General features: G+C 64.4%; 18 protein-coding genes and 1 pseudogene. 16 read left to right on the top strand and 3 right to left on the bottom strand.

Going from position 1 to position 20,975, the window contains the following annotated elements; all coding sequences use genetic code 11:
* Window positions 1–14: 14 nt before the first annotated feature.
* The 3 genes from DL544_RS02475 to DL544_RS02485 form a co-directional block, all read right to left on the bottom strand.
* Window positions 15–1,475: a UdgX family uracil-DNA binding protein gene (locus DL544_RS02475; RefSeq protein ID WP_139726688.1), complete on the bottom strand. Its 1,461-nt coding sequence runs from the start codon at window positions 1,473–1,475 to the stop codon at window positions 15–17.
* Complete coding sequence (locus tag DL544_RS02480; protein ID WP_139726689.1) at window positions 1,456–2,739, bottom strand: putative DNA modification/repair radical SAM protein; 1,284 nt, start codon at window positions 2,737–2,739, stop codon at window positions 1,456–1,458. Before DL544_RS02480 ends, DL544_RS02475 begins: the two co-directional genes overlap by 20 nt.
* Before the next feature lie 130 nt (window positions 2,740–2,869).
* Window positions 2,870–3,997, bottom strand: coding sequence for a PilT/PilU family type 4a pilus ATPase (locus tag DL544_RS02485; RefSeq protein ID WP_049416904.1), 1,128 nt, complete (start codon window positions 3,995–3,997; stop codon window positions 2,870–2,872).
* Between the two features lie 121 nt (window positions 3,998–4,118).
* Here DL544_RS02485 and DL544_RS02490 point away from each other — a divergent pair, with 121 nt between their 5' ends.
* The 16 genes and pseudogenes from DL544_RS02490 (at window position 4,119) to DL544_RS02565 (ending at window position 20,974) form a co-directional block, all read left to right on the top strand.
* Window positions 4,119–4,484 carry a DUF4398 domain-containing protein gene (locus DL544_RS02490; RefSeq protein ID WP_005415160.1) on the top strand — a complete coding sequence of 122 codons (366 nt, stop codon included), beginning with the start codon at window positions 4,119–4,121 and terminating at the stop codon, window positions 4,482–4,484.
* The gene (locus DL544_RS02495) at window positions 4,481–5,365 is read left to right on the top strand and encodes an OmpA family protein (protein ID WP_139726690.1); all 885 of its coding nucleotides are present in this window, start codon (window positions 4,481–4,483) and stop codon (window positions 5,363–5,365) included. The genes DL544_RS02490 and DL544_RS02495 overlap by 4 nt, the downstream gene beginning before the upstream one ends.
* A 324-nt stretch (window positions 5,366–5,689) precedes the next feature.
* Window positions 5,690–5,926 carry an HP1242/YdcH family protein gene (locus DL544_RS02500; RefSeq protein WP_005407964.1) on the top strand — a complete coding sequence of 79 codons (237 nt, stop codon included), beginning with the start codon at window positions 5,690–5,692 and terminating at the stop codon, window positions 5,924–5,926.
* 300 nt (window positions 5,927–6,226) lie between these two features.
* Window positions 6,227–7,596 (top strand): annotated as a pseudogene (locus DL544_RS02505) (pyridoxal-phosphate dependent enzyme).
* Between the two features lie 123 nt (window positions 7,597–7,719).
* Window positions 7,720–8,901 carry a cystathionine gamma-synthase gene (locus DL544_RS02510; RefSeq protein WP_139726691.1) on the top strand — a complete coding sequence of 394 codons (1,182 nt, stop codon included), beginning with the start codon at window positions 7,720–7,722 and terminating at the stop codon, window positions 8,899–8,901.
* 2 nt (window positions 8,902–8,903) lie between these two features.
* Complete coding sequence (locus tag DL544_RS02515) at window positions 8,904–9,698, top strand: ABC transporter permease (protein ID WP_053497939.1); 795 nt, start codon at window positions 8,904–8,906, stop codon at window positions 9,696–9,698.
* Window positions 9,688–11,046, top strand: coding sequence for an ABC transporter ATP-binding protein (locus tag DL544_RS02520; protein ID WP_139726692.1), 1,359 nt, complete (start codon window positions 9,688–9,690; stop codon window positions 11,044–11,046). Before DL544_RS02515 ends, DL544_RS02520 begins: the two co-directional genes overlap by 11 nt.
* 38 nt (window positions 11,047–11,084) lie before the next feature.
* Window positions 11,085–13,409 (top strand): class I SAM-dependent methyltransferase, encoded by a 2,325-nt coding sequence (locus tag DL544_RS02525; RefSeq protein WP_139726693.1) that lies wholly within the window; start codon window positions 11,085–11,087, stop codon window positions 13,407–13,409.
* Window positions 13,410–13,752: 343 nt separating this feature from the next.
* Window positions 13,753–14,493, top strand: a complete 741-nt coding sequence (locus DL544_RS02530) for a glycosyltransferase (protein WP_139726694.1) — start codon at window positions 13,753–13,755, stop codon at window positions 14,491–14,493.
* Window positions 14,490–15,518, top strand: coding sequence for a GHMP family kinase ATP-binding protein (locus DL544_RS02535; RefSeq protein WP_139726695.1), 1,029 nt, complete (start codon window positions 14,490–14,492; stop codon window positions 15,516–15,518). Before DL544_RS02530 ends, DL544_RS02535 begins: the two co-directional genes overlap by 4 nt.
* A complete protein-coding gene (locus DL544_RS02540; RefSeq protein WP_235646217.1) occupies window positions 15,515–16,093 on the top strand; it encodes a D-sedoheptulose-7-phosphate isomerase in 579 nt (192 codons plus the stop codon). The genes DL544_RS02535 and DL544_RS02540 overlap by 4 nt, the downstream gene beginning before the upstream one ends.
* A 1-nt stretch (window position 16,094) precedes the next feature.
* Window positions 16,095–16,787: a sugar phosphate nucleotidyltransferase gene (locus DL544_RS02545; RefSeq protein WP_139726697.1), complete on the top strand. Its 693-nt coding sequence runs from the start codon at window positions 16,095–16,097 to the stop codon at window positions 16,785–16,787.
* Entirely contained in the window at window positions 16,787–17,380 is a 594-nt protein-coding gene (locus DL544_RS02550) for a D-glycero-alpha-D-manno-heptose-1,7-bisphosphate 7-phosphatase (protein ID WP_139726698.1), read from the top strand. The genes DL544_RS02545 and DL544_RS02550 overlap by 1 nt, the downstream gene beginning before the upstream one ends.
* A 165-nt stretch (window positions 17,381–17,545) precedes the next feature.
* On the top strand, window positions 17,546–18,277 hold the full coding sequence (locus DL544_RS02555) for a class I SAM-dependent methyltransferase (protein ID WP_139726699.1): 732 nt from the start codon (window positions 17,546–17,548) through the stop codon (window positions 18,275–18,277).
* 297 nt (window positions 18,278–18,574) lie between these two features.
* A complete protein-coding gene (locus DL544_RS02560) occupies window positions 18,575–20,467 on the top strand; it encodes a hypothetical protein (RefSeq protein WP_139726700.1) in 1,893 nt (630 codons plus the stop codon).
* Window positions 20,468–20,557: 90 nt separating this feature from the next.
* Window positions 20,558–20,974 carry a GtrA family protein gene (locus tag DL544_RS02565; protein ID WP_176556896.1) on the top strand — a complete coding sequence of 139 codons (417 nt, stop codon included), beginning with the start codon at window positions 20,558–20,560 and terminating at the stop codon, window positions 20,972–20,974.
* Window position 20,975 lies beyond the last annotated feature (1 nt).

A 20,975-nucleotide genomic window follows, 5' to 3' on the forward strand; every position in this document is an offset into this window, starting at 1 on the left:
TATGCACTTACGACTTAATCCCCTCCGTCCCTTTTCTGTTGCAATCGGGCCAGGTCATCGCGGAACAACCGGTAGGCCTCCTCGCGGCGGGCATCGTCGGTCTGTCGCAGCACCCATGCCGGGTGCACCGTGGCGTAGCCGCGGGTGCCGTCTTCGAGGGTGTGCCAGCGCCCGCGGTCGCGTGAGAGGTCGAAATCTCGACCGAATACCGAGGCTGCCGCAGTCGCGCCCAGGCACACGATCACCTGGGGCCGCACGCGCGCGATCTCACCCATCAGCCAGGGCCGGCAGGCCTGGATGTGACGGCTCTCCGGCCGCTTGTGCAGCCGCACCTTGCCGCGCCGTTCATGGTGGAAGTGCTTCACCGCGTTGGTGAGGTACAGCGTGGCGCGATCGATCCCCAGTTCCGCCAATGCGCGGTCCAGCACCTGGCCGGCAGGTCCTGCAAATGGCTGCCCACGCAGATCTTCGGTGTCACCGGGTTGCTCTCCGACCAGCATCACCCCGGCCCCTGCCGGCCCCTGTCCGAATACGGTCTGCGTGGCCTGCTCCCACAACGGGCACTGGCGGCAGGCGCTGGCCTGCCCGCGCAGATTGTCCAGGCTGCTGGCTTCGGCTGCCGATGCCGGAGGGTTCGCTCGCAGCGGAATCCTGCGTTGCGGTGCCTGCGCGGGACGGTCATGCATTTCCTGCACGCGGTCGGCGGCGTCGCGTACCAGGCGAGGCAGCAATCGGGCTTCAGGCAGGTGGCGCCAGTACTTGGCCGGCATCTCCTGCATCATCATCCGCGTGTTGAGCCGGGCCGGATTGAAAATGCTGGCGTAATAGGTCTGCCACAGCGACTCGCGTGCATCCTCGGCCGGGGCATCCTCGCGTCGTGCACCGGGGCCGAAGGCAAGCGCCTGCCCATCCCAGGCGACGCTGCGCGAAGGCGTGAGGATGGCCCAGCGCATGCCGGTGAAGCGGCGCGCGAAGAACGGCGCGACCCGGTCGACGATGTGGTGCTGTGGCTCGAACCAGGCGATGAACGCATCAGGCTGGCCAGGCACTTCGCGGAAGCGCACGAACGCCTTCATCTTGTGCGTGTCGCGGCGGACCGCCTGTGCCATGGTCATCGCCCGCAGTACGTCGGCATCGGCAGGGTTTGACAGCACCGAGCGTTCGCCATGGGCGATGCGCCACAGCAACCGGTACAGGAGGGCCATGCGTTGTCCGTCGCGATGGCACAGGCAGGTGGCCGCCAGTTCCAGGAAGTCGCGCGGTACCGTCAGTGCGCCAGCATCGGCCTGTGCGGGCGCCGAGGTGACCGCTGGCGCGTCCAGCAGCGATGCGTCGCTGCCCTCGAGCCAGTCCAGCTGCTCCGGCGCGACGCCGCGCAGCAGGGCTTCGCGCGCACCGCTGCGCCAGGCCTCCAGCGACCATGGCGGATCCACCCGCAGCGACCAGCGCTGCGCGTCAGGCCGCGGACGGGGCATCGAACAGCGAACCCTGTCGCGGCGGCGGGGCCAGCTGCGCGCGCAGCGCCGCCGGGTCGTCCAGTGCTTTGCGCGGGTGATGGTCGGCCAGCAGCACGAACGGCAGCAGCTTGCTCATCGGTGCCTTCAGGCGTGCGAGGTCGGCCACGCGCAGCCGCCCGTGACGGCGCGCCATCAGCACGCGCTTGACGTTGCGCACGCCAAGGCCGGGCACGCGCAGCAGCATCTCCTTCGGTGCCCGGTTCAGATCGACCGGAAAGCGCTCGGGGTGGCGGATCGCCCAGGCCATCTTCGGGTCGATATCCAGGTCGAGCATGCCGTCCTGGGTGGTATCGGTAATCTCATCCACGCCGTACCCGTAGAAGCGCAGCAGCCAGTCAGCCTGGTAAAGGCGATGTTCGCGCTGCAGCGGTGGCGGCTGCAGTGGCAGCTGCCGGCTGGCGTCCGGAATCGGGCTGAACGCGGAGTAGTAGACCCGGCGCATGCGGTAGTTGCCGTACAGGCTGTCGGCGCTGGCCAGGATCTGCTGGTCGCTTGCCCCGTCCGCGCCGACGATCATCTGGGTGCTCTGCCCGGCCGGTGCGAAACGGGGAGGGCGCGGGCGAGTGCTGCGGCTGGCCGTCGGTGCCACCGCTGCGGGGGCCTTGCGAGCTTCCTTGGCTTCCTCGATGCGCCAGCGCAGTTCCCCCATCGCGCCACGGATGGAATGAACCGTCTTCTCCGGCGCCAAGGCGCTCAGGCCGGCTTCGGTGGGCAGTTCCACGTTGATGGACAGGCGGTCGGCATAGCGCCCGGCACTGGCCAGCAGTTCCGGCGAGGCCTCGGGAATGGTCTTGAGGTGGATGTAGCCGGCGTAGCGGTGTTCTTCGCGCAGCTGCCGGGCCACTTCCACCATCTGTTCCATGGTGTAGTCCGCATTGCGGATGATGCCGCTGGACAGGAACAGGCCCTCGATGTAGTTGCGCTTGTAGAAGTCCAGGGTGAGCGTGACCACCTCATCCACGCTGAAACGTGCACGGGGCACGTTGCTGGAAACCCGGTTCACGCAATAGGCGCAGTCGTAAATGCAGAAGTTGGTCAGCAGGATCTTCAGCAACGAAACACAGCGGCCATCGGGCGTGTAGCTGTGGCAGATGCCCATGCCCTCGGTGCTGCCGATACCGCCACTGGCGCGCGAATCGCGCTTGCCCGAACCGCTGGAGGCGCAGGAGGCATCGTACTTGGCGGCATCAGCCAGAATGGCCAGCTTGCGGATGGTTTCCATTGAGGAAACCTACGGATGAGCGGTCTCATTGGATGAGACCGCCCCTGAACTCTTCAGATAAAGGGGATCGAGGGGATCAAGTCGCCAGTGCACAAACGACTTGATCCCCTCCGTCCCCTTTTTCGTGGGATCAGAAGCCGTGGGTGATGCTGGGTGCGCCTGCCGAGAAATCGGCGTACGGGTCGTGCTCGCCGCTACTGCCTTCGGACAGGCGGAACTTCAGGGCCAGGCCATCGCGCGAATCGGCCGCGCGCAGCGCTTCCTCCTGCTCGATGGTGCCGGCCTTGGCCAGCCGGAACAGGCACTGGTCGAAGCTCTCCATGCCTTCTTCCAGCGAGGCTTCCATCGCCGCCTTGATCTCGTGCACCTGGCCGCGGCGCAGCAGGTCGCGGATCATCGGCGTGTTGATCAGTACCTCGGTGGCCGGCAGGCGACGGCCCTCCTTGTTCTTCACCAGGCGCTGGCTGATCACCGCACGCAGGTTCAGCGCCAGGTTCATCAGCACGTTCTTGTGCGCGCTTTCCGGGAAGAAGTTGAGGATGCGCTCGATGGTCTGGTCGGCGTTGTTGGAGTGCAGGGTGGCCAGGCACAGGTGGCCGGTCTCGGCGAAGGCGATCGCCGCCTCCATCGTTTCCGCATCCAGGATCTCGCCGATCAGGATCACGTCCGGCGCTTCACGCATCGCGTTCTTCAGCGCGTTGTGGAAGGCGTGGGTGTCCAGGCCGACCTCGCGCTGGTTGACGATCGACATCTTGTGCTTGTGCAGGTACTCGATCGGATCCTCGATGGTGAGGATGTGACCGGTGGTGGTGCTGTTGCGGTGGTCGATCATCGACGCCAGCGAGGTGGACTTGCCGGAACCGGTGGACCCCACCACCAGCACCAGCCCGCGCGGGGTCATGATGACGTCCTTCAGCACCTGCGGCAGGTTCAGCTCCTCGATGCTCGGAATCCGGCTGCGGATGGCGCGGATGACCATGCCGACCTCGCCCCGCTGCTTGAACACGTTGACGCGGAAGCGCCCGGCATCGGGCAGCGCGATGGCCATGTTGAGCTCCAGCTCGCGCTCGAACTGCGGCACCTGGCCCTCGTCCATCAGCGAGTAGGCGATCTTCTTGACCATGCCCGGCGGCAGGCCGGTGTTGCCCAGCGGATAGAGCTTCCCTTCGATCTTGATGTAGACCGGTGCCCCGGTGGTCAGAAACATGTCCGAAGCGTTCTTTTCGGTCATCAGCTTCAGGAAGTAGCCGATATCCATTGCGAATTTTCCCCAACGAAACGGCCGACGCCCGTTGCCAGCACGGTGTCGGCTTGACGACAATGGCCGTGAACCGACAACCGGTACGGCCTCCCCAATGAAACGACTTAGCTTCGCACGAATGCGCCATGGCCTGTATGTGATGGCGTTTGCATTCGCACTGTCTGCCCCCGCCTGGGCGCAGGACGCTGCCCTGGAACTGGCGCAGGCCCGGCAGGCGGTCGACAAGGCCACCCAGGCCGATGCCGACCAGTACGCCCCGGACCTGATCGGGCTGGCCCGGCAGGGGCTGGAGCAGGCCCAGCGCGCCGCCGGCGACCGCCGCGAGCGCAAGAACGCCCCGGCGATGGCCCTGCGCGCCGCCGCCGATGCCGACCTGGCCCGCGTCCGCAGTGAGGAAGCCACCGTCACCGCGCAGCTGCAGCTGCGCCGCAACGAGGTCAACCAGCTGCAGCGCCAGCTGTCGACCGGGGAGGACCGCCGGTGAAGCCGATGACCGCCGCAACCCTGGCCGCGCTGCTGGCGCTGCCGACCCTGGCCACGGCCGCCGACAACCCGATGGTGGCGCAGCTGAGCCAGCGCCTGATGGCCATCCAGGCCAACCCCGATACCGCTGAGCTGGGCGCCTTCGAGCGCATGCAGGCGCAGCAGGCGATCGCCACCCTGGACAAGGCCAAGCGCCGCGACCAGGAGCTGGCCACGTACCTGGCCGAGCGCCGGGTGGAGATTGCCGAGACCGCCGTGCGCACCGCGCTGGCCGCGCGCGAGGTCGACCGCCTGGAGCGTACCCGCAGCGACCTGCTGATCGAGGCCAGCCGCCGCGATGCCGCCCGTGCCCGCCAGGAAGCCGAGCAGCTGCGCATGCAGGCGCAGATGCAGGCCGAGGAGGCCGAACGCCTGCGCCAGGCGGCCGAGGCCGAGACCCTGGCCCGCCAGGACGCCGAGAATGCCCTGACCAGCGTGGCCGGCAAGCAGCAGCAGCGTCTGAGCGCTGCCCAGCAGAACGCTGCCAGGCTGGCCCGGGAGGAAGCCGAGCTGGTGTCCGGGCAGAAGCTGCCCGGTTCGAAGTTCGACGCTCGCGGTGAGGTCTTCACCTTCGGTGGTGACGCGTTCGCCGCAGGCGCCTCCAGCCTGTCGGGGGGCGCCCGCAACCAGGCCAAGGCCCTGGCCGAGTACCTGAACATCGGCAAGAAGGGGCGCCTGCGCATCGAGGCCTACGACAGCGCCAACGGCGTGGGCCAGAAGCGTGCCGAAGCGCTGCGCGACGCCCTGGTCGCGGGTGGTGTCGCCAGCAACCGGATCCAGGTCAGCGGCAAGAAGGCAGCGTCCACCCGGGTGCGCTCGGCCGAGGTCATCATCGCGCCGTAATGCATTGATATTGTTTGTTTTTCGTTGCGATGAGCATTCAGCCTGAACCCCGCCCCGGCGGGGTTCGGTCTTTTTGACGCAGGGGTCTTGTACCCCGCCTTGAGCAGGCGTAGGGTCAATCGTCCGGGACGCAATGCCGCGGACCGGACGATGGGAGGGCCGGGCCGATGCAAGCAGGGCGCGAACCGCAGCAGATCGACGTGCGCAGGCCAGTGCCGCAGGTCGTTGCAGGCGTCCAGGTGGCCATCGGCCGGCACTCCTCCATGAACAACGCCCCGTGCCTTGCGGCCGGGGCGTTCGTGTATCTGTCGAAGGAGGTCCATCATGTTTGAAGATCAGCCCCAGAGCGAGATCGACGCACGTCGCGCGCGTGATCCGGAGTTCAGGGCACTCCATGACCAGCACCGCAAGTTGAACAAGAAGTGCATGGACGCGGAGCTGGGTGTACTCCCGATCGATGATGTCACCCTGGGTCGCATGAAGCGCGAGAAGCTGCTGGCCAAGCAACGACTTCTGCGAATGTACGAAACACCGCTCCCAACGACGTCCCCCACGCTTTGACGCACCCCGTCACGCCCGGAACGGCGTGACCCGGCCATCGATGGCCCGGCCGGGCGCTCCTGCCCCGGCATCGCGGCACCGCCGATGAGGCGGCCGCGCCAAGGCACCACAGGCGGTGGTGCCTTGGCCTGCAGGCACAACTCACCGATGCGGGCGGTACCGGTCTCCTCGTCGACCCGGGGCCGTCCGCATCCCTCTACGGGACGGCGGGCGGCATGCCCGCGCCGACCTGACATTCAGCGCCATCCGTCGGATAATCATCGGTCCGGCCCTGCGTGGCGCGAATCGAAAGTCCTCCGAATGCCCATCCATTCTTCCGTCCTCGAACTCATCGGCCAGACCCCGATCGTCAAGGCCCAGCGCCTGGACACCGGCGTCTGCGAGCTTTACCTGAAGCTCGAGAGCGCCAACCCGGGCGGTTCGATCAAGGATCGCATCGGCCTGTCGATGATCGAGGCCGCGGAGCAGCGGGGTGACCTGAAGCCGGGGCGACCCTGGTCGAGGGTACCGCTGGCAATACCGGCCTGGGCCTGGCACTGGTGGCCCAGCAGAAGGGCTACAAGCTGATCCTGGTCGTTCCCGACAAGATGAGCCGCGAAAAGATCTTCAACCTGAAGGCGATGGGCGCCGAAGTGCGCCTGACCCGTTCGGACGTCGCCAAGGGCCACCCGGAGTACTACCAGGATCTGGCCAAGACCATCGCCGAGCAGACCCCGGGCGCCTACTTCATCAACCAGTTCGGCAACCCGGACAACCCGGCCGCGCATGAGTTCGGCACCGGCCCGGAAATCCTGGAGCAGATGGGCGGTGACCTCGACGCCATCGTGTTCGGCTGCGGCAGCTCCGGCACCATGACCGGCCTGTCGCGTGCGTTCGCCAGGCTGTCGCCCAAGACCGAGCTGGTGCTGGCCGATCCGGTCGGCTCGATCCTGGCCGAGTACATCAACGACGGCGTGCTCAACGACAAGTCGGGCAGCTGGCTGGTGGAGGGCATCGGCGAGGACTTCCTGCCCTCGATCTCCGACTTCAGCCGCGTCAAGAAGGCCTATGCCATCAGCGACGCCGAGAGCTTCCACACCGCGCGCGAGCTGCTGGGCAAGGAAGGCATCCTCGGCGGTTCGTCCACCGGCACCCTGCTGGCCGCGGCACTGAAGTACTGCAAGGAGCAGACCACGCCGAAGAAGGTGCTGGTGCTGGTCTGCGATACCGGCAACAAGTACCTGTCGAAGATGTACAACGACTACTGGATGCTGGACAACGGCTTCCTGGAGCGCCCGCAGCACGGTGACCTGCGCGACCTGATCCTGCGTCCGTACGGCCAGCGCGACACGGTGGTGATCGGCCCGAACGACCTGTTGACCACCGCCTACCAGCGTATGAAGCTGTATGACGTGTCGCAGCTGCCGGTGATGGACGGTGACCAGCTGGTCGGCATCGTCGATGAAAGCGACGTGCTGCTGCATGTCTATGGTGACGAAGCGCGCTTCCGCGACACCGTGGCCACCGCGATGGTCAGCAAGCTGGACCGGCTGGACGTGAAGTCGCCGATCGAGGCCCTGCTGCCGGTGTTCGACCGCGGGCAGGTGGCGATCGTGATGGACGGTGACGCCTTCCTCGGCCTGATCACCCGCATCGACCTGCTGAACTATCTGCGCCGTCGCGTGCAGTAAGCCGCTGATCGCTGCCGTTCACCTCTGAATTCCGGTTTATTCGCGTCAAAGCTCGTTAAGGCTGCGCTGATAGACTCCCGATCCTTTGACGGCGCCGCACGTCGGCGCCATTCAGGAAACGACATGTCCAACTCCTCTTCGCCCGACCGCGCGCTGGCTCTGGCCACGCTGGCCATCCATGGCGGCCAGTCGCCCGATCCCAGCACCGGCGCGGTGATGCCGCCGATCTACGCCACCTCGACCTATGCCCAGTCCAGCCCGGGCGAGCATCAGGGCTTTGAGTACTCGCGTACCCACAACCCGACGCGCTTTGCCTATGAGCGCTGCGTGGCCTCGCTGGAAGGCGGCACCCGTGGCTTCGCCTTCGCCTCGGGCATGGCGGCCAGCTCGACGGTGATCGAGCTGCTGGACGCCGGCAGCCACGTGGTGGCGATGGACGACATCTACGGCGGCAGCTTCCGCCTGTTCGAGCGCGTGCGCCGCCGTACCGCCGGGCTGGACTTCAGCTTCGTCGACCTGACCGATCTGGCGGCCTTTGAAGCCTCGATCACGCCGAAGACGAAGATGGTCTGGATTGAAACCCCGACCAACCCGATGCTGAAGATCGTGGACATCGCCGCGGTCGCTGCCATCGCCAAGCGCCATGGCCTGATCGTGGTGGTGGACAACACCTTCGCCTCGCCGATGCTGCAGCGCCCGCTGGAACTGGGCGCGGACCTGGTCCTGCATTCGGCCACCAAGTACCTCAACGGCCATTCGGACATGGTCGGTGGCATGGTCGTGGTCGGTGACAACGCCGAACTGGCCGAACAGATGGCGTTCCTGCAGAACTCGGTGGGTGGCGTGCAGGGCCCGTTCGACAGCTTCCTGGCCCTGCGCGGCCTGAAGACCCTGCCGCTGCGCATGAAGGCGCATTGCGCCAATGCGATGGCGCTGGCGCAGTGGTTGGACAAGCATCCAGCGGTGGAGAAAGTGATCTACCCGGGCCTGCCCTCGCACCCGCAGCATGAGCTGGCCGGCAAGCAGATGGCGGGCTACGGCGGCATCGTCTCGATCGTGCTCAAGGGCGGGTTCGAGGCGGCCAAGCGCTTCTGCGAGAAGACCGAGCTGTTCACCCTGGCCGAGTCGCTGGGCGGCGTGGAAAGCCTGGTCAACCACCCGGCGGTGATGACGCATGCCTCGATCCCGGTCGCGCGCCGGGAGCAGCTGGGGATCAGCGATGCGCTGGTGCGGCTGAGCGTGGGTGTGGAGGAGCTGGGGGATCTGCAGGTGGATCTGGAAAATGCGCTGGGTGGGAACCGCTGAGCATGAGCATTCTCTCGGTCTTCGGGAAGCATCGTTCGCTTACCTTCGAACTGACCCAGCGTGAAGTCCTCGGGCGTTATCGCGGTGCCAGCTTCGGTCTGCTGTGGTCGCTGATCAGCCCGTTCCTGATGCTGCTGGTCTACACCATGGCCTTCGGTTTCATCATGAAGGGACGCTGGCCCGGATCGACCGGGTCCACCACCGATTTCGCGTTGATCCTGTTCGCGGGCCTTACCGTGCATGGCTTCTTCGCGGAATGCTTTACCCGTGCGCCGCAGTTGATCGTCAGCAACACCAGCTACGTCAAGCGTGTGGTGTTCCCGCTGGATATCCTGGTGTGGAGCATGACGCTGTCGGCGCTGTTCCATCTGCTGATGAACATGGTCGTACTGCTGCTGCTGTACCTGTGCGTCAAGGGCAGCATCCATCCCACCGCGGTGCTGTTGCCGGTTGTGGTGTTGCCGCTGGTGATCCTGACGGTCGGCATTGGTTGGATTACCTCGGCACTGGGTGTGTACCTGCGCGATATCGGGCAGATCGCCGGCGTCATCGCAGCTGCCATGCTGTTCCTGTCCTCGGCGATTATTCCGGTTGAGTCGGTGCCGGCCAGCTACCGCATCGTGTTCGAGCTCAATCCGCTGACCTTCATCATCAACCAGGTGCGCGAAGTGGTGATCTGGGGCCGCCTGCCAGATTGGGCTGGGCTGGGTCTGTACACCCTCATCGCCTGTGTGGTGGCCGTCATTGGCCATCGCCTGTTCAACAAGCTGCGCGTGGGGTTTGCCGATGTCCTCTGAAATCGCCGTGGCCGAGACCGTCATCGAGGTCAAAGGGGTTGGCAAGTCGTACCACATGTACGAACGTCCTTCGCACCGCTTGTGGCAAACGCTGGCAGGCAAGCGCAAGTCCTTCTACAAGGATTTCTGGGCGCTGCGCGACGTGAGCTTCTCGATCCGCCGTGGCCAGACAGTGGGAATTGTCGGTCGCAACGGCTCGGGCAAATCGACCCTGCTGCAGATGATCGCCGGCACCCTCAATCCCACCGAGGGCAACATTACTGTGAAGGGGCGCGTGGCCGCGCTGCTCGAACTGGGCAGTGGCTTCAACCCCGAGTTCACCGGCCGCGAGAACGTCTATCTCAACGCCACCATCCTTGGCCTCACCCGTGCGCAGATCGACCATCGCCTGGAGAGCATCCTGGCCTTCGCCGATATCGGCGAGTTCATCGACCAGCCGGTACGCAGCTACTCCAGCGGCATGTCGGTGCGTCTGGCCTTTGCGGTGATCGCCCATGTTGACGCTGACATTTTGATCATTGACGAAGCACTGGCAGTCGGTGATGCCTTTTTCTCCCAGAAGTGCATGCGCTTCCTGCGGGAATTCCAGAAGACCGGCACGCTGTTGTTCGTCAGCCATGATGCGGCCGCCGTCACCAACCTGTGCGAGAACGCCGTGTGGTTGCAGAACGGCCGCATGCGCCTGTCCGGCACCTCGCAGGAGGTGGTCGAGGCCTACATGACCGAACAGCACGTGGTAGGACGGCGGGAGGTGGGTGGCGAAACCATCGTGGTCGAGAAGAAGCAGCGCCGCAGCACCGCTGAATCTCCGGACTTCCGTCGCGAGCAGTTCCGCGATGAGGGCGTCGTCAACCGCATCGCGCTGTTTGAATTCGATCCGGACAATGTCGGGCAGGAGTTCGGTGCGCAGGGCGCGCGTATCGTTGACGTGGCCATCCGTGGCGATGACGGCAGTGCACTGACGCTGGTCGAGGGTGGCGAACTGGTCACCCTGCAGGTGACGGTGAAGTTGGAGGAGACGCTGGGCAACCTGATCGTCGGCTTCTATGTGAAGGACCGGCTGGGACAGCGCCTGTTCGGCGACAACAGCTACTTTGCGTGCAAGGATGCCCCGGTTGGCGGAGTAGCTGGGCAGACGGTGCGGGCGACGTTCCAGTTCCGCATGCCCGTGATGCCCTCCGGTTCCTACATGATCGATGCAGCCGTCGCCTCCGGCGACCTGCATGACCATACGCAGCAGCACTGGATCCACGACGCCCTTGAGTTCCGTGCGCTGGACGAAACCATGCGCTTTGGACTCATCGGGATCCCGATGCTGAATATCACCTTGCAGAACAATGATGTCTGAGCGGCCGCTGCGGACGCTCGACCTGAGGGAAGTGGAAGATGGCAGACGAGTTGATCATTGAAGGTGCGGCGGATCCGACCGCAGCCATTTTTCGTCACGGCGCAATGTTCACCCGCCCGGAGTTTCTGGAGACATCTGGCTGGCTGGAGCATGTTCCGTTTGCATTCTGGGTGATCCAGGCGCATCGGCCGCGCTCGCTGGTCGAGCTCGGTTCCCACCGTGGCATCTCGTACTTCGCGTTCTGCCAGGCGGTCAAGGAGATGGGCCTGGACACGCGCTGCCATGCGGTCGACACCTGGGAAGGTGACTCGCAGGCCGGTTACTACGAAAACGATATCCATCGCAGCGTCGTCGAGCGCAACGAACGCAGCTACGCTGCGTTCTCGACCCTGCTGCGGATGACCTTCGACGACGCGCTGGACGAAGTGCCCGATGGCTCGGTCGACCTGCTGCATATCGACGGTCTGCACACCTTCGAGGCGGTCTCGCACGACTTCACCACATGGCTGCCGAAGATGTCCTCGCGCGGCGTGGTGCTGTTCCACGATACCAACGTGCATACTGAAGGCTTTGGCGTCCAGCGCTTCTTCGCGCCGCTGCGCGAGCGCTACCCGAGCTTCGAGTTCCTGCATGGCAATGGCCTGGGCGTCATCGCTGTGGGCGGCGACATTGGCGAGACCATGAGAGCACTGTTCGCCAGTGCTGGCGTGCCGGCCGCCGAGGCCTTGGTCCGTGGTGCGTTCTCACGCCTGGGCGCAGCCTGCACCGATCGCGTTTGTGCCGAGACTGCCGAGGCCGATGCATCGCGGCTGGGCTCGGAGAAAGAATCGATCTACGCCTGGGCACTGTCGCTGGAGTCGGAGCTGGAAGGCTCCAAGCGCAATTACCAGCGCCTGGAAGCCGAGTTCGACGAGCGCACGCGCTGGGCGCTGGAGCTGGACCAGATCGTCCAGGCCAGCGGTGGCCACAACGCCAGTGCTGAATTGCGTGAACGCAACGATGCGCTGCAGGCGCAGCTGGAACAGGTGCGGGGCGAGAAGGCGGACGTCGAAGCTGATCTGCAACGGCATCAGGCAGCATCGCAGCACGAAGCGGCCGAGCTGCGCCGACTGCTGCAGACGGCCCATGAAACCGTTGCCAGCCGTTCGGAAGTCAGCCGCGAACTGCAGAGGCGCTCTGGTCTCGCCCTCCGGCCCGGTGCGGAAGGCACCTCCGAGCTGGAAGTACAGCGCGTCATCCACGAATACGACGAGCAGCTGGAGAGCCTGAACGATGCCTTCGCGAAGGTGCTCGCCTCCAAGTCCTGGCGCATCACGCGCCCGATGCGTTTCGCTTCGCGCCTGCTGCGTGGCGATGTGCCGGCCATTATTGCGTCGCTGCGTGCCAGTGGCCTGGCCCGCCATCCATTGCTGGCGCCGCTGGCACGCCCGGTGCGTAACTGGCTCCTGCGCCATGACAAGGGCCAGGTCGAACCGCCCGCGGGCCTGGCCCTGCCGGCGGTGGTGGAAGACGCCGAAGAAGTGTTGAAGACGCTGTCCTTCCCGGTGCATGAGGCGCCGGAAGTCAGCATCGTCATTCCTACCTACGGCAACCTGCCGCATACCCTGGCCTGCCTGCGCTCCATCGCCGCGCATCCGCCTGCGGTGAGCTATGAAGTGCTGGTGCTGGAAGATGCGTCCGGCGACGTGGAGATCGAGAAGCTGGTGCCGGTTCCGGGCCTGCGCTTCCACCACAACCCGCAGAACCTTGGGTTCCTGCTGTCCTGCAACCAGGCGCTGGAACTGGCGCGTGGCCGCTATACCTATTTCCTGAACAACGATACCGAAGTGCGTCCGGGCTGGATGGACCAGATGCTGGATGTATTCCAGCGCATGCCCGACTGCGGCATGGTCGGTTCCAAGCTGGTCTACCCGACGGCCGCCTGCAGGAAGCGGGCGGCATCATCTGGCGCGACGGTTCGGCCTGGAACTACGGCCGCCTGGATAACCCGGCGGCCAGCCAGTACAACTATCTGCGCCCGGTGGACTACTGCAGTGGTGCCAGCCTGCTCATCCCCAGTGCGCTGCTGCGTGAACTGGGAGGGTTCGATCCAGAGTTCGTGCCGGCCTACTGCGAGGATTCGGACCTGGCGTTCCGCGTGCGCAAGGCGGGCTACCAGCTCTATTACTGCCCGACCTCGGAGGTCGTGCATTACGAAGGCATCTCCCACGGCACCGATACCGGCAGCGGTATCAAGGCCTACCAGGTCGCGAACCAGAAGAAACTGCGCGAACGCTGGCAGGATGAGCTGGCCCTGCATGAGCCCAATGGCGAGCACGTCGTGCGCGCCCGCGATCGCAGCTGGCAGAAGGAAACCGTGCTGATCGTCGATCACTACGTGCCGCAGCCCGACCGCGATGCGGGCTCGCGGACCATGATCGCCTTCATCAATGCCCTGCTGGCACGTGGCTGCGTGGTCAAGTTCTGGGCCGACAACCTGTACTTCGATCCGATCTACACTCCGCCACTGCAGGCCCGTGGCGTGGAAGTGATGTATGGCGGCCAGTGGGTGGGCGGCTTCGCGCGCTACCTGGATGAGAATCCGCACGTGCGCACGGTGATGCTGTCACGCCCGCATATCGCCGAGCACTATGTCGACGCCCTGAAGAAGCATCCGGGGTACGCACCGTCTATTACGGCCATGACCTGCACTTCCGTCGTCTGGACATGGAAGCACAGCGCAACGGCGCCAGCGATGCAGCCGCGCGCGACATGGAGAAGCTGGAGCGGCGCATCTGGAAGGCCGTCGACCGCGTCCTCTACCCGTCGGCCGAAGAGGCGCAGGACGTGCGCGCGCTGGAGCCGGACGTCGATGCACGCGCGATCCTGCCGTACGCTTTCGACCACTTCAACGATGAAGCCGTGCCCGCGCAGCGTGCCGGCATCCTGTTCGTCGCTGGCTTCGCCCACGGCCCCAATGTCGATGCCGCGCGATGGCTGGTCGAGTCGGTGATGCCGCAGGTCTGGGCGCGGCACCCCGGCGTGAAGCTGTCACTGGTTGGCTCCAACCCGACCGACGCTGTACGCGCCCTGGCGGGCGAACATGTCGAGGTGACCGGTTTCGTCAGCGACGAGGAGCTGGCCCAGCGCTACGGTGTCGCGCGCGTGGCGATTGTGCCGCTGCGCTTTGGTGCCGGCGTCAAGGGCAAGGTTGTCGAAGCCATGCAGCAGGGTCTGCCGCTGGTCACTACCGGTATTGGTGCCCAGGGCCTGGTCGGTCTGGAGGCGGTGGTCACCGTGGCCGACGAGGCTGATGGCCTTGCCGCAGGGCTGTTGTCGTTACTGGAAGATGATGCGCTGTGGCTGCAGCGGTCGCGTGCAGCGGCGAGCTACTGTCGCAGCCAGTTCTCGCGCGATGCGCTGGGTCGTGCGCTGGAATCGGCATTCGCAATGGAGAAGAAAGCATGATCGTTCGTTCGCGCGCCCCCCTGCGGCTGGGGCTGGCCGGTGGTGGCACGGATGTGTCGCCGTTCTGCGACCAGTTCGGTGGCTTCGTCATGAACGTGACCATCGACAAGTTCGCCTATGCAACCCTTGATGGCTCGTCCGATGGCCTGGTCGAGTTCCACGCGCAGGATGCGGGCGCATGCGAGCGCGTCGATCCGCAGGTGGTGGATGCCGGTCCCGGCCCGCTGCAGTTGATGAAGGGCGTGTACCTGCGGGTCTGCAACGACTTCCTGCTGGGCGAGCGCCCGGCCATCCGCGTCCGCGCGCATTCCGATGCGCCGCCGGGCTCGGGTCTGGGCTCGTCCTCGACGATGGTCGTCGCTCTGGTCACCGCCTTTGCAGAGTACTTCGCGCTGCCGCTGGGCGAGTACGAGATCGCACAGCTTGCCTACCGAATCGAGCGTGTCGACCTGCAGCTGTCCGGTGGCAAGCAGGACCAGTACGCAGCGGCCTTCGGTGGTTTCAATTTCATGGAGTTCTACGACGCCGATCGGGTGATCGTGAATCCGCTGCGCATCAAGGACTGGATCTGGTCCGAACTCGAAGCGGGCCTGGTGTTGTACTTCACCGGCGTGTCGCGTGCTTCCGCCAAGATCATTGATGAGCAGTCCCGCAACATCAAGGAAGGCAAGGCCAGTTCGCTCGATGCGATGCATCGGTTGAAGGTCGAAGCCAGCCAGATGAAGGAAGCGCTGCTGCGCGGTGATTTTGAGCGGCTGGCGCAGGTGATGCAGTCCGGCTGGGAAGCGAAGAAGCTCAGTGCCAGCAGTATTTCCAACCCGATGATCGATGAGATCGAAGCGTTGGCAATGCGGCATGGCGCGCGCGCGACCAAGGTATCGGGCGCGGGTGGCGGCGGTTTCATGATGTTCCTCTGCGACCCGGCACACCGGGTCGACCTGGTGCGCGCGCTTGCTGGCGCCGGCGGCACCGTTTTTGATACACACTTCACCCACCAAGGTGCAACGGCATGGAAAATCGGATGAACGACTTCATCAAGGCCGAGTTCGGCAAGACTCTCGAGAACTTCCAGCGCATGTCGGCGGATGCCGCGTTGGCGTCGCAGATCGAGCAGGCAGTGGCACTGTGCGTGGACGCGCTGAAGGCCGGTCGCAAGATCCTGTTCGCCGGCAACGGTGGCAGCGCCGCCGATGCGCAGCACTGGGCGGGTGAGCTGGTCAGCCGCTTCTACTACGATCGCCCAGGCCTGCCGGCGATCGCGCTGACCACCGATACCTCGATCCTGACTGCCATCGGTAACGATTATGGTTACGACTACACCTTCGCCCGGCAGATCGAAGCCCTCGGTCAGGAAGGCGATGTGTTCGTAGCGATTTCGACCTCCGGCCGCTCCAAGAACATCATGCGCGCCCTGGAAGCGTCCGAAGCCAAGGGCGTCCGCGTGATCGGCTTCACCGGTGAGCACGGTGGCGACATGAAGGATCGCTGCGACATCTGTTTCCGGGTGCCGTCCAACGAGACGCCGCGCATCCAGGAAGGCCACGAGTTCATCGGCCACCTGCTGTGCGCGTTGATCGAAAGCGAGATGTTCCCGCGCTGACATGGCTGCTGACGAGATCCTGATCCTGGCCGGTGGCTTTGGCACCCGCCTGCGCAGTGAAGTTCCCGATCTGCCCAAGCCACTGGCGCCGGTGGCCGGGCGCCCCTTCCTGGTTTATCTCCTGGATCGCTATGCGGCCGCCGGCATGCGTCGTGTGATCCTGGCGACCGGTTACCTCGGTGATGTTGTCGAGCAGACCATCGGCAGGAAGTGGGCGGGCATGGAAGTGGTCTACTCGCGTGAGGAGACGCCGCTCGGCACCGGTGGCGCGATCGCTGCCGCGGCACGGCTGGCGCAGGGTGATGGGCTGCACGTCTGCAATGGCGACACCTACCTCGAGTACTCGCCGGCAGCACTGGAAGCGGCTGCAAAGGGTCTGCCGATGTCGATCGCGCTGGCGCGTGTGGATGATGTCTCACGCTACGGCACGGTGGATGTCGAGCAGGGCAGGGTGCTGCGCTTCCATGAGAAGCGCCCGGGCGGTGCCGGCCTGATCAATGCCGGCAGCTATTTCCTCAGCGCGCAGGCGCTGGCCAGCCTGCCGGACGAAGTCTCCTTCTCGTTCGAAAAGCAGGTGCTGGAACCGGCCGTAGCCGCTGGGCGGGTCGGCGCGCTGGTGGAGACCGCTGCGTTCATCGACATCGGCGTGCCGGAGGATTTCCATCGCGCGCAGACGTTGCTTGGAGCAGCCTGATGACAGTGCTACCAAACGTGCCGGGCTTCGTCGCCGGGCCGGTCACAAGGCGGCCCGGTGCGCCAGTACTGTTCCTTGATCGGGACGGAGTGATCAACGTCAATCACGGCTACGTGCATACACCGGATCGGACTGAGTGGGTTCCCGGTATCCTGCCGCTGCTGGCCGATGCTGTGCATTTGGGCTACCAGGTTGTGGTGGTGACCAACCAGGCCGGCATCGCACGTGGCTTCTACAGCGTCGATGACTTCACCGACTACACGCACTGGCAGCACGAGCAGTTGCAGCAGGCCGGCGCGCCGCTGCTGGGCACGTGGTTCTGCCCGCATCATCCGCAGGCCGGCCAGGGTGAATTCAAGATTGACTGCCTGTGCCGAAAGCCCGAACCGGGCATGCTGCTGAAGGCGATCGAGGAGTTTTCGATTGATCCGGCGCAGGCGGTATTCGTTGGCGACAAGATCTCCGATATGCAGGCGGGGGTGGCTGCAGGCATTGGGAAGCTGTTCCTGATCGCAGGCGACATCGGCAAGGGTGCTGCGCCGCAGCAGGCCATCCTGGTGCCTGATCTCGCTGCGGTGCAGCGTCAGCTGTAACCGGTTATCCACAAAGTCTGCCGGATGCCGTAGCATTCCTGTGCTGCTAGGATGCCCTCTCCATCCTTCCGGGAGAGGGCTGTGGCGCGCTTCAGATCTGTGTCGTCGACGGGTAACTGTCTGCTGTGCAATGAGCCGGCCACTGCCTTCAGGGTGGTTGATGGCGTGCAGTATCTTGAATGTGGCATCTGCGATTTCATATTCGCCGATCCGGCGCTGATAGCATCGATCGATGCTGGTGAATCTCCCCGGGAATACGACGAGGACTACTGGCGCTCCGAACTGCAGTCGGCACGTGACCGGTCTTTCGGCTCGTCGTTGGCAAGGTTGGGAGAGGCGTTGCTCTACTGCTCCATTCCAGTCCATCGCTTCATCGATATCGGCACGGGCCCGGGTTTTCTGCTCGATGCGGTGCAGCGCTACCTACCGAAGAGTTCGCATTGTTTCTACGGCGTAGAGAAGTTTCCACCCGAGCCGGCGTATCGCTCCAGCCACGCGAATTACAGATGCGGTGATCTGGCCGACATCGGGATGACGTTCGAATGCGGTATCTGCGTGGAAGTCGTTGAACATCTGACCCCGTCGATGGCGAGGTCGTTGGCGAGCTCCCTACGCAAGGTCGCCGCTCCGGGGGCCCTGTTTCTGTTCAACACCGGACTGACCGAGTATGTACGGACCGAGGATCCAGGCTACCTTGATCCGTTCCACCGGGGCACATCACCTGCTGGTCGGAAAGCGCTGCGCGCCGGCTGTTCGAGCCTCTGGGCTTCCGCGTGCTCCCGCTGCAGGGCAAGAGCTGGGCTTTCGTGGTCGAAGTCCTTTCCGACGACCCACGGCAGCAGGTTCCGCTGGCTGATCGCATCTGGTCGGCGCCGCAGGCCAACGTCGATCTTTTGACCGATGAGGACATGGGAACGGTCATGCACATCCTGGCCCGGGAGAGTGCTCGGGCATACGTCTAGTCCGTACTGCCCCTTCTGCGGTGCTACCTCGAGGTCAGTCCCCGGAGGGGGGGGCGCGACCCAAAGTGTGTCGCACTGTTACTATCTCGGTCCGGCTGCTGATGGCATCGCGGCGGAATGCCATGTACGTGCCTGCTATTGCCCCCGGATTCTGCCGGAGCGTGGACCGCGTGGTCGCGGCGTACAGGAAGCGAGGCCTTGCGGCGGTTTGAATCAATGGAGCAGTGTGTCGATGTTTAACAAGATCCTGGCTGTAAAGCCGGTGGTGCGCCTGGTGGACCTGGCGGCCATCGCAGCGATGACGTTCGCGCTGTCCATCTACTTCTATCATCCCTATTACTTCGGCGATGAGATGTTCTCCTTCAACTTCGGAGAGCACAGCGGCAACACCCTGATGGGGGTTTTCACCGGGCTGAACAGCTACAAGCCACGCATCGTCATGAACTTCATCTGGGCGGTCATCGTCTCCCAGGATCTTCCGCGCTGGATGACCATGCTGGTCAATTGTGCAGCATTGGCAGGATGTGCCGCGCTGGTCTACGGGATCGCGCGGGTGCATTTCAATGCTCGCCGAAGCGCTGCCCTGTTGGCTGCGGTGATGATGGTGGCGTGCCGTTTCAACATCATGCTGTACTTCGACTACGTTTCGGGGACGGTCGAGGCGCTCAGTCTCCTGTTCCTGCTGGCCGGTGTTGCTGTGTCCATGCCCGGTCTGGTGTTCTTGCAGCGCCAGCGCGCTTCCTGCCTGGCACTGGCACTGCTGCTCTTCATCCTGGCGGTGTTCACCCATGAGCGCTACGCATTGGCACTGCTGGGCTTGTCCGGCGTGGCGGTGTTGCGCTGGTGGCCCATGCGTAGGTCCGTCGGCGCCCGGCCTCTGGTATTCGCCCTGGTCACTGCTGTTGTTCCGCTCGGCCTGTACATCGTTGCCGTGAAAGTGCTGTCCAACCAGCCGGTGGCGATGGGTACCTCCGGACAGACTGTCAGCGTATCGTTGGACACGGCGAAAGTGGCGGCCACCTACCTGGTCAACCTCTTCCTGGGTGGCAATCACGGCCCACAGTACTTCGTTGGCATGTTCAACCATGCGGCGCCTCGCTACTTGTATGTCTTTGTGCCGCTGGCCGCAGTCTCCCTGTTGGCCTGGTGCCTGCCCTGGCTGCGCCCAGAGTGGCGTTCGACGACCTACCTCATGCCGATGCTGGCCTTCCTGGCCGCCATTATCGGCCTGGTTGCGATTGCGAGCCTGCCCGGTTCAGCGCGGCAGGAGGCTCGCTGGATGTACCCGGCCATGGCTTTCCTGCTGCTGTTTGTCTTTGCCGGCTATCGGCACCGGGCGCAGATCGTCGTCCTGTCGGTACTGGCTGTCACCCAGTTGTTCTACCTGTTCTTCGGCAGTATGTGGTCGATTGCCAGCATCACCGGCGCGCGTCTGGCCGTATCCATCAGCGATTCGCTGAGTACCCTGCGCCAGGCTGGTGACGGCGTGGTCGTAGCCGGGCCCGAGCCGGACATCAGCTGGGTGCTTGGTGAAGATGGCAAAGTCTATTGCCGCCTGAACCTGCCAAAGGGGCATTGCCTCTATCCGCGTGCCGAATTCAGCAAGGGTAATGTGAAGGAGTTCAGCTATGGCCTTGTGGTGGGTGAGCCCAATCTGCGCGGCCGTCCGGGATTCAGCGTGATATCCGCTGAACAGGCCAAGCGTCTGATGGATCCCGCGGCGTTGCCGGCTCCGGCCCATCAGCTGGGTGAGGGCAAGGAGTGGCCGGAATGGGTGGGTATTCCGGATGAACGGGTAAGCAGCGAGGGATTGGAGCTCCGCGGACTGTCGGAAGTGACCCGTCGGCAGGCTGTTGAGGAACTTGATCGCCACATTGTCCTGTACACCGCCCAGTCTGCCGATGGGCAGCCCGGCAGGATGCGCCTGCAGATCAACTGGCATGGCGCGGACGGCGGGTTCATTTCGACGCAGATCGAAGTGGTGGATGTGGGTCTGGTACCCCGTTCCTATCCTCTGCTGGCCGTTGCTCCTAGCGGCGCGACCCATGCCTACGTCTATGCGACGCTGCCTGACGACCACTCGGGTAGGGTGCTGCTGCGCAACATCGGCGTGGCCAATCCTTGATCGGCTCCCGTAGGGGGCTATGTTAAGATTCCAAAACCAATGCCCTGCGCTTTGGGGGCGCGACAAACGATCCGAGGCTTGGGAGCACAGGTGGTGTGGAAAGTGGAGCAGGAGAAGGTTGTTCGCCTCCTCAAATCCGAGAAGTTGCGATTCCTGATCGTGGGCGCGGGCAATACCGTGATCGGCTATGCCTGCTTCCTGCTGACGTTCGCACTCATGGATCCCTGGGCAGGCCCGGTCGCCATTCTTGTCGCCGCCTATCTGGTCGCACTTCCCATTGCCTTCGTCAATCAGCGGGTGTTCGTGTTCCGTTCACGGGCGCCCTGGGTACGCGAGTTCGGCCGGTTCCTGCTGGCCAACTCCACGATATTCGCAATCAATGTGGTAGCACTGCCGATCTGCATAAGGCTCTCTGAAGGTGACCCGCGCATCGTCCAGGGAGTGTTCGTGATGGTTTCGACTGTCGCGAGCTATTTTGCTCACAAGTATTTCTCTTTTTCCCGGTGAC

The sequence above is a fragment of the Stenotrophomonas sp. pho genome (genome assembly GCF_006228405.1).
GTDB lineage: Bacteria > Pseudomonadota > Gammaproteobacteria > Xanthomonadales > Xanthomonadaceae > Stenotrophomonas > Stenotrophomonas sepilia.

Coding starts and splice junctions, on each gene's coding strand:
- DL544_RS02475 (WP_139726688.1), bottom strand. CDS start 1,475: ATGCCCCGTCCGCGGCCTGACGCGCAGCGCTGGTCGCTGCGGGTGGAT.
- DL544_RS02480 (WP_139726689.1), bottom strand. CDS start 2,739: ATGGAAACCATCCGCAAGCTGGCCATTCTGGCTGATGCCGCCAAGTAC.
- DL544_RS02485 (WP_049416904.1), bottom strand. CDS start 3,997: ATGGATATCGGCTACTTCCTGAAGCTGATGACCGAAAAGAACGCTTCG.
- DL544_RS02490 (WP_005415160.1), top strand. CDS start 4,119: ATGCGCCATGGCCTGTATGTGATGGCGTTTGCATTCGCACTGTCTGCC.
- DL544_RS02500 (WP_005407964.1), top strand. CDS start 5,690: ATGTTTGAAGATCAGCCCCAGAGCGAGATCGACGCACGTCGCGCGCGT.
- DL544_RS02510 (WP_139726691.1), top strand. CDS start 7,720: ATGTCCAACTCCTCTTCGCCCGACCGCGCGCTGGCTCTGGCCACGCTG.
- DL544_RS02515 (WP_053497939.1), top strand. CDS start 8,904: ATGAGCATTCTCTCGGTCTTCGGGAAGCATCGTTCGCTTACCTTCGAA.
- DL544_RS02520 (WP_139726692.1), top strand. CDS start 9,688: ATGTCCTCTGAAATCGCCGTGGCCGAGACCGTCATCGAGGTCAAAGGG.
- DL544_RS02525 (WP_139726693.1), top strand. CDS start 11,085: ATGGCAGACGAGTTGATCATTGAAGGTGCGGCGGATCCGACCGCAGCC.
- DL544_RS02530 (WP_139726694.1), top strand. CDS start 13,753: ATGGAAGCACAGCGCAACGGCGCCAGCGATGCAGCCGCGCGCGACATG.
- DL544_RS02535 (WP_139726695.1), top strand. CDS start 14,490: ATGATCGTTCGTTCGCGCGCCCCCCTGCGGCTGGGGCTGGCCGGTGGT.
- DL544_RS02540 (WP_235646217.1), top strand. CDS start 15,515: ATGAACGACTTCATCAAGGCCGAGTTCGGCAAGACTCTCGAGAACTTC.
- DL544_RS02545 (WP_139726697.1), top strand. CDS start 16,095: ATGGCTGCTGACGAGATCCTGATCCTGGCCGGTGGCTTTGGCACCCGC.
- DL544_RS02550 (WP_139726698.1), top strand. CDS start 16,787: ATGACAGTGCTACCAAACGTGCCGGGCTTCGTCGCCGGGCCGGTCACA.
- DL544_RS02560 (WP_139726700.1), top strand. CDS start 18,575: ATGTTTAACAAGATCCTGGCTGTAAAGCCGGTGGTGCGCCTGGTGGAC.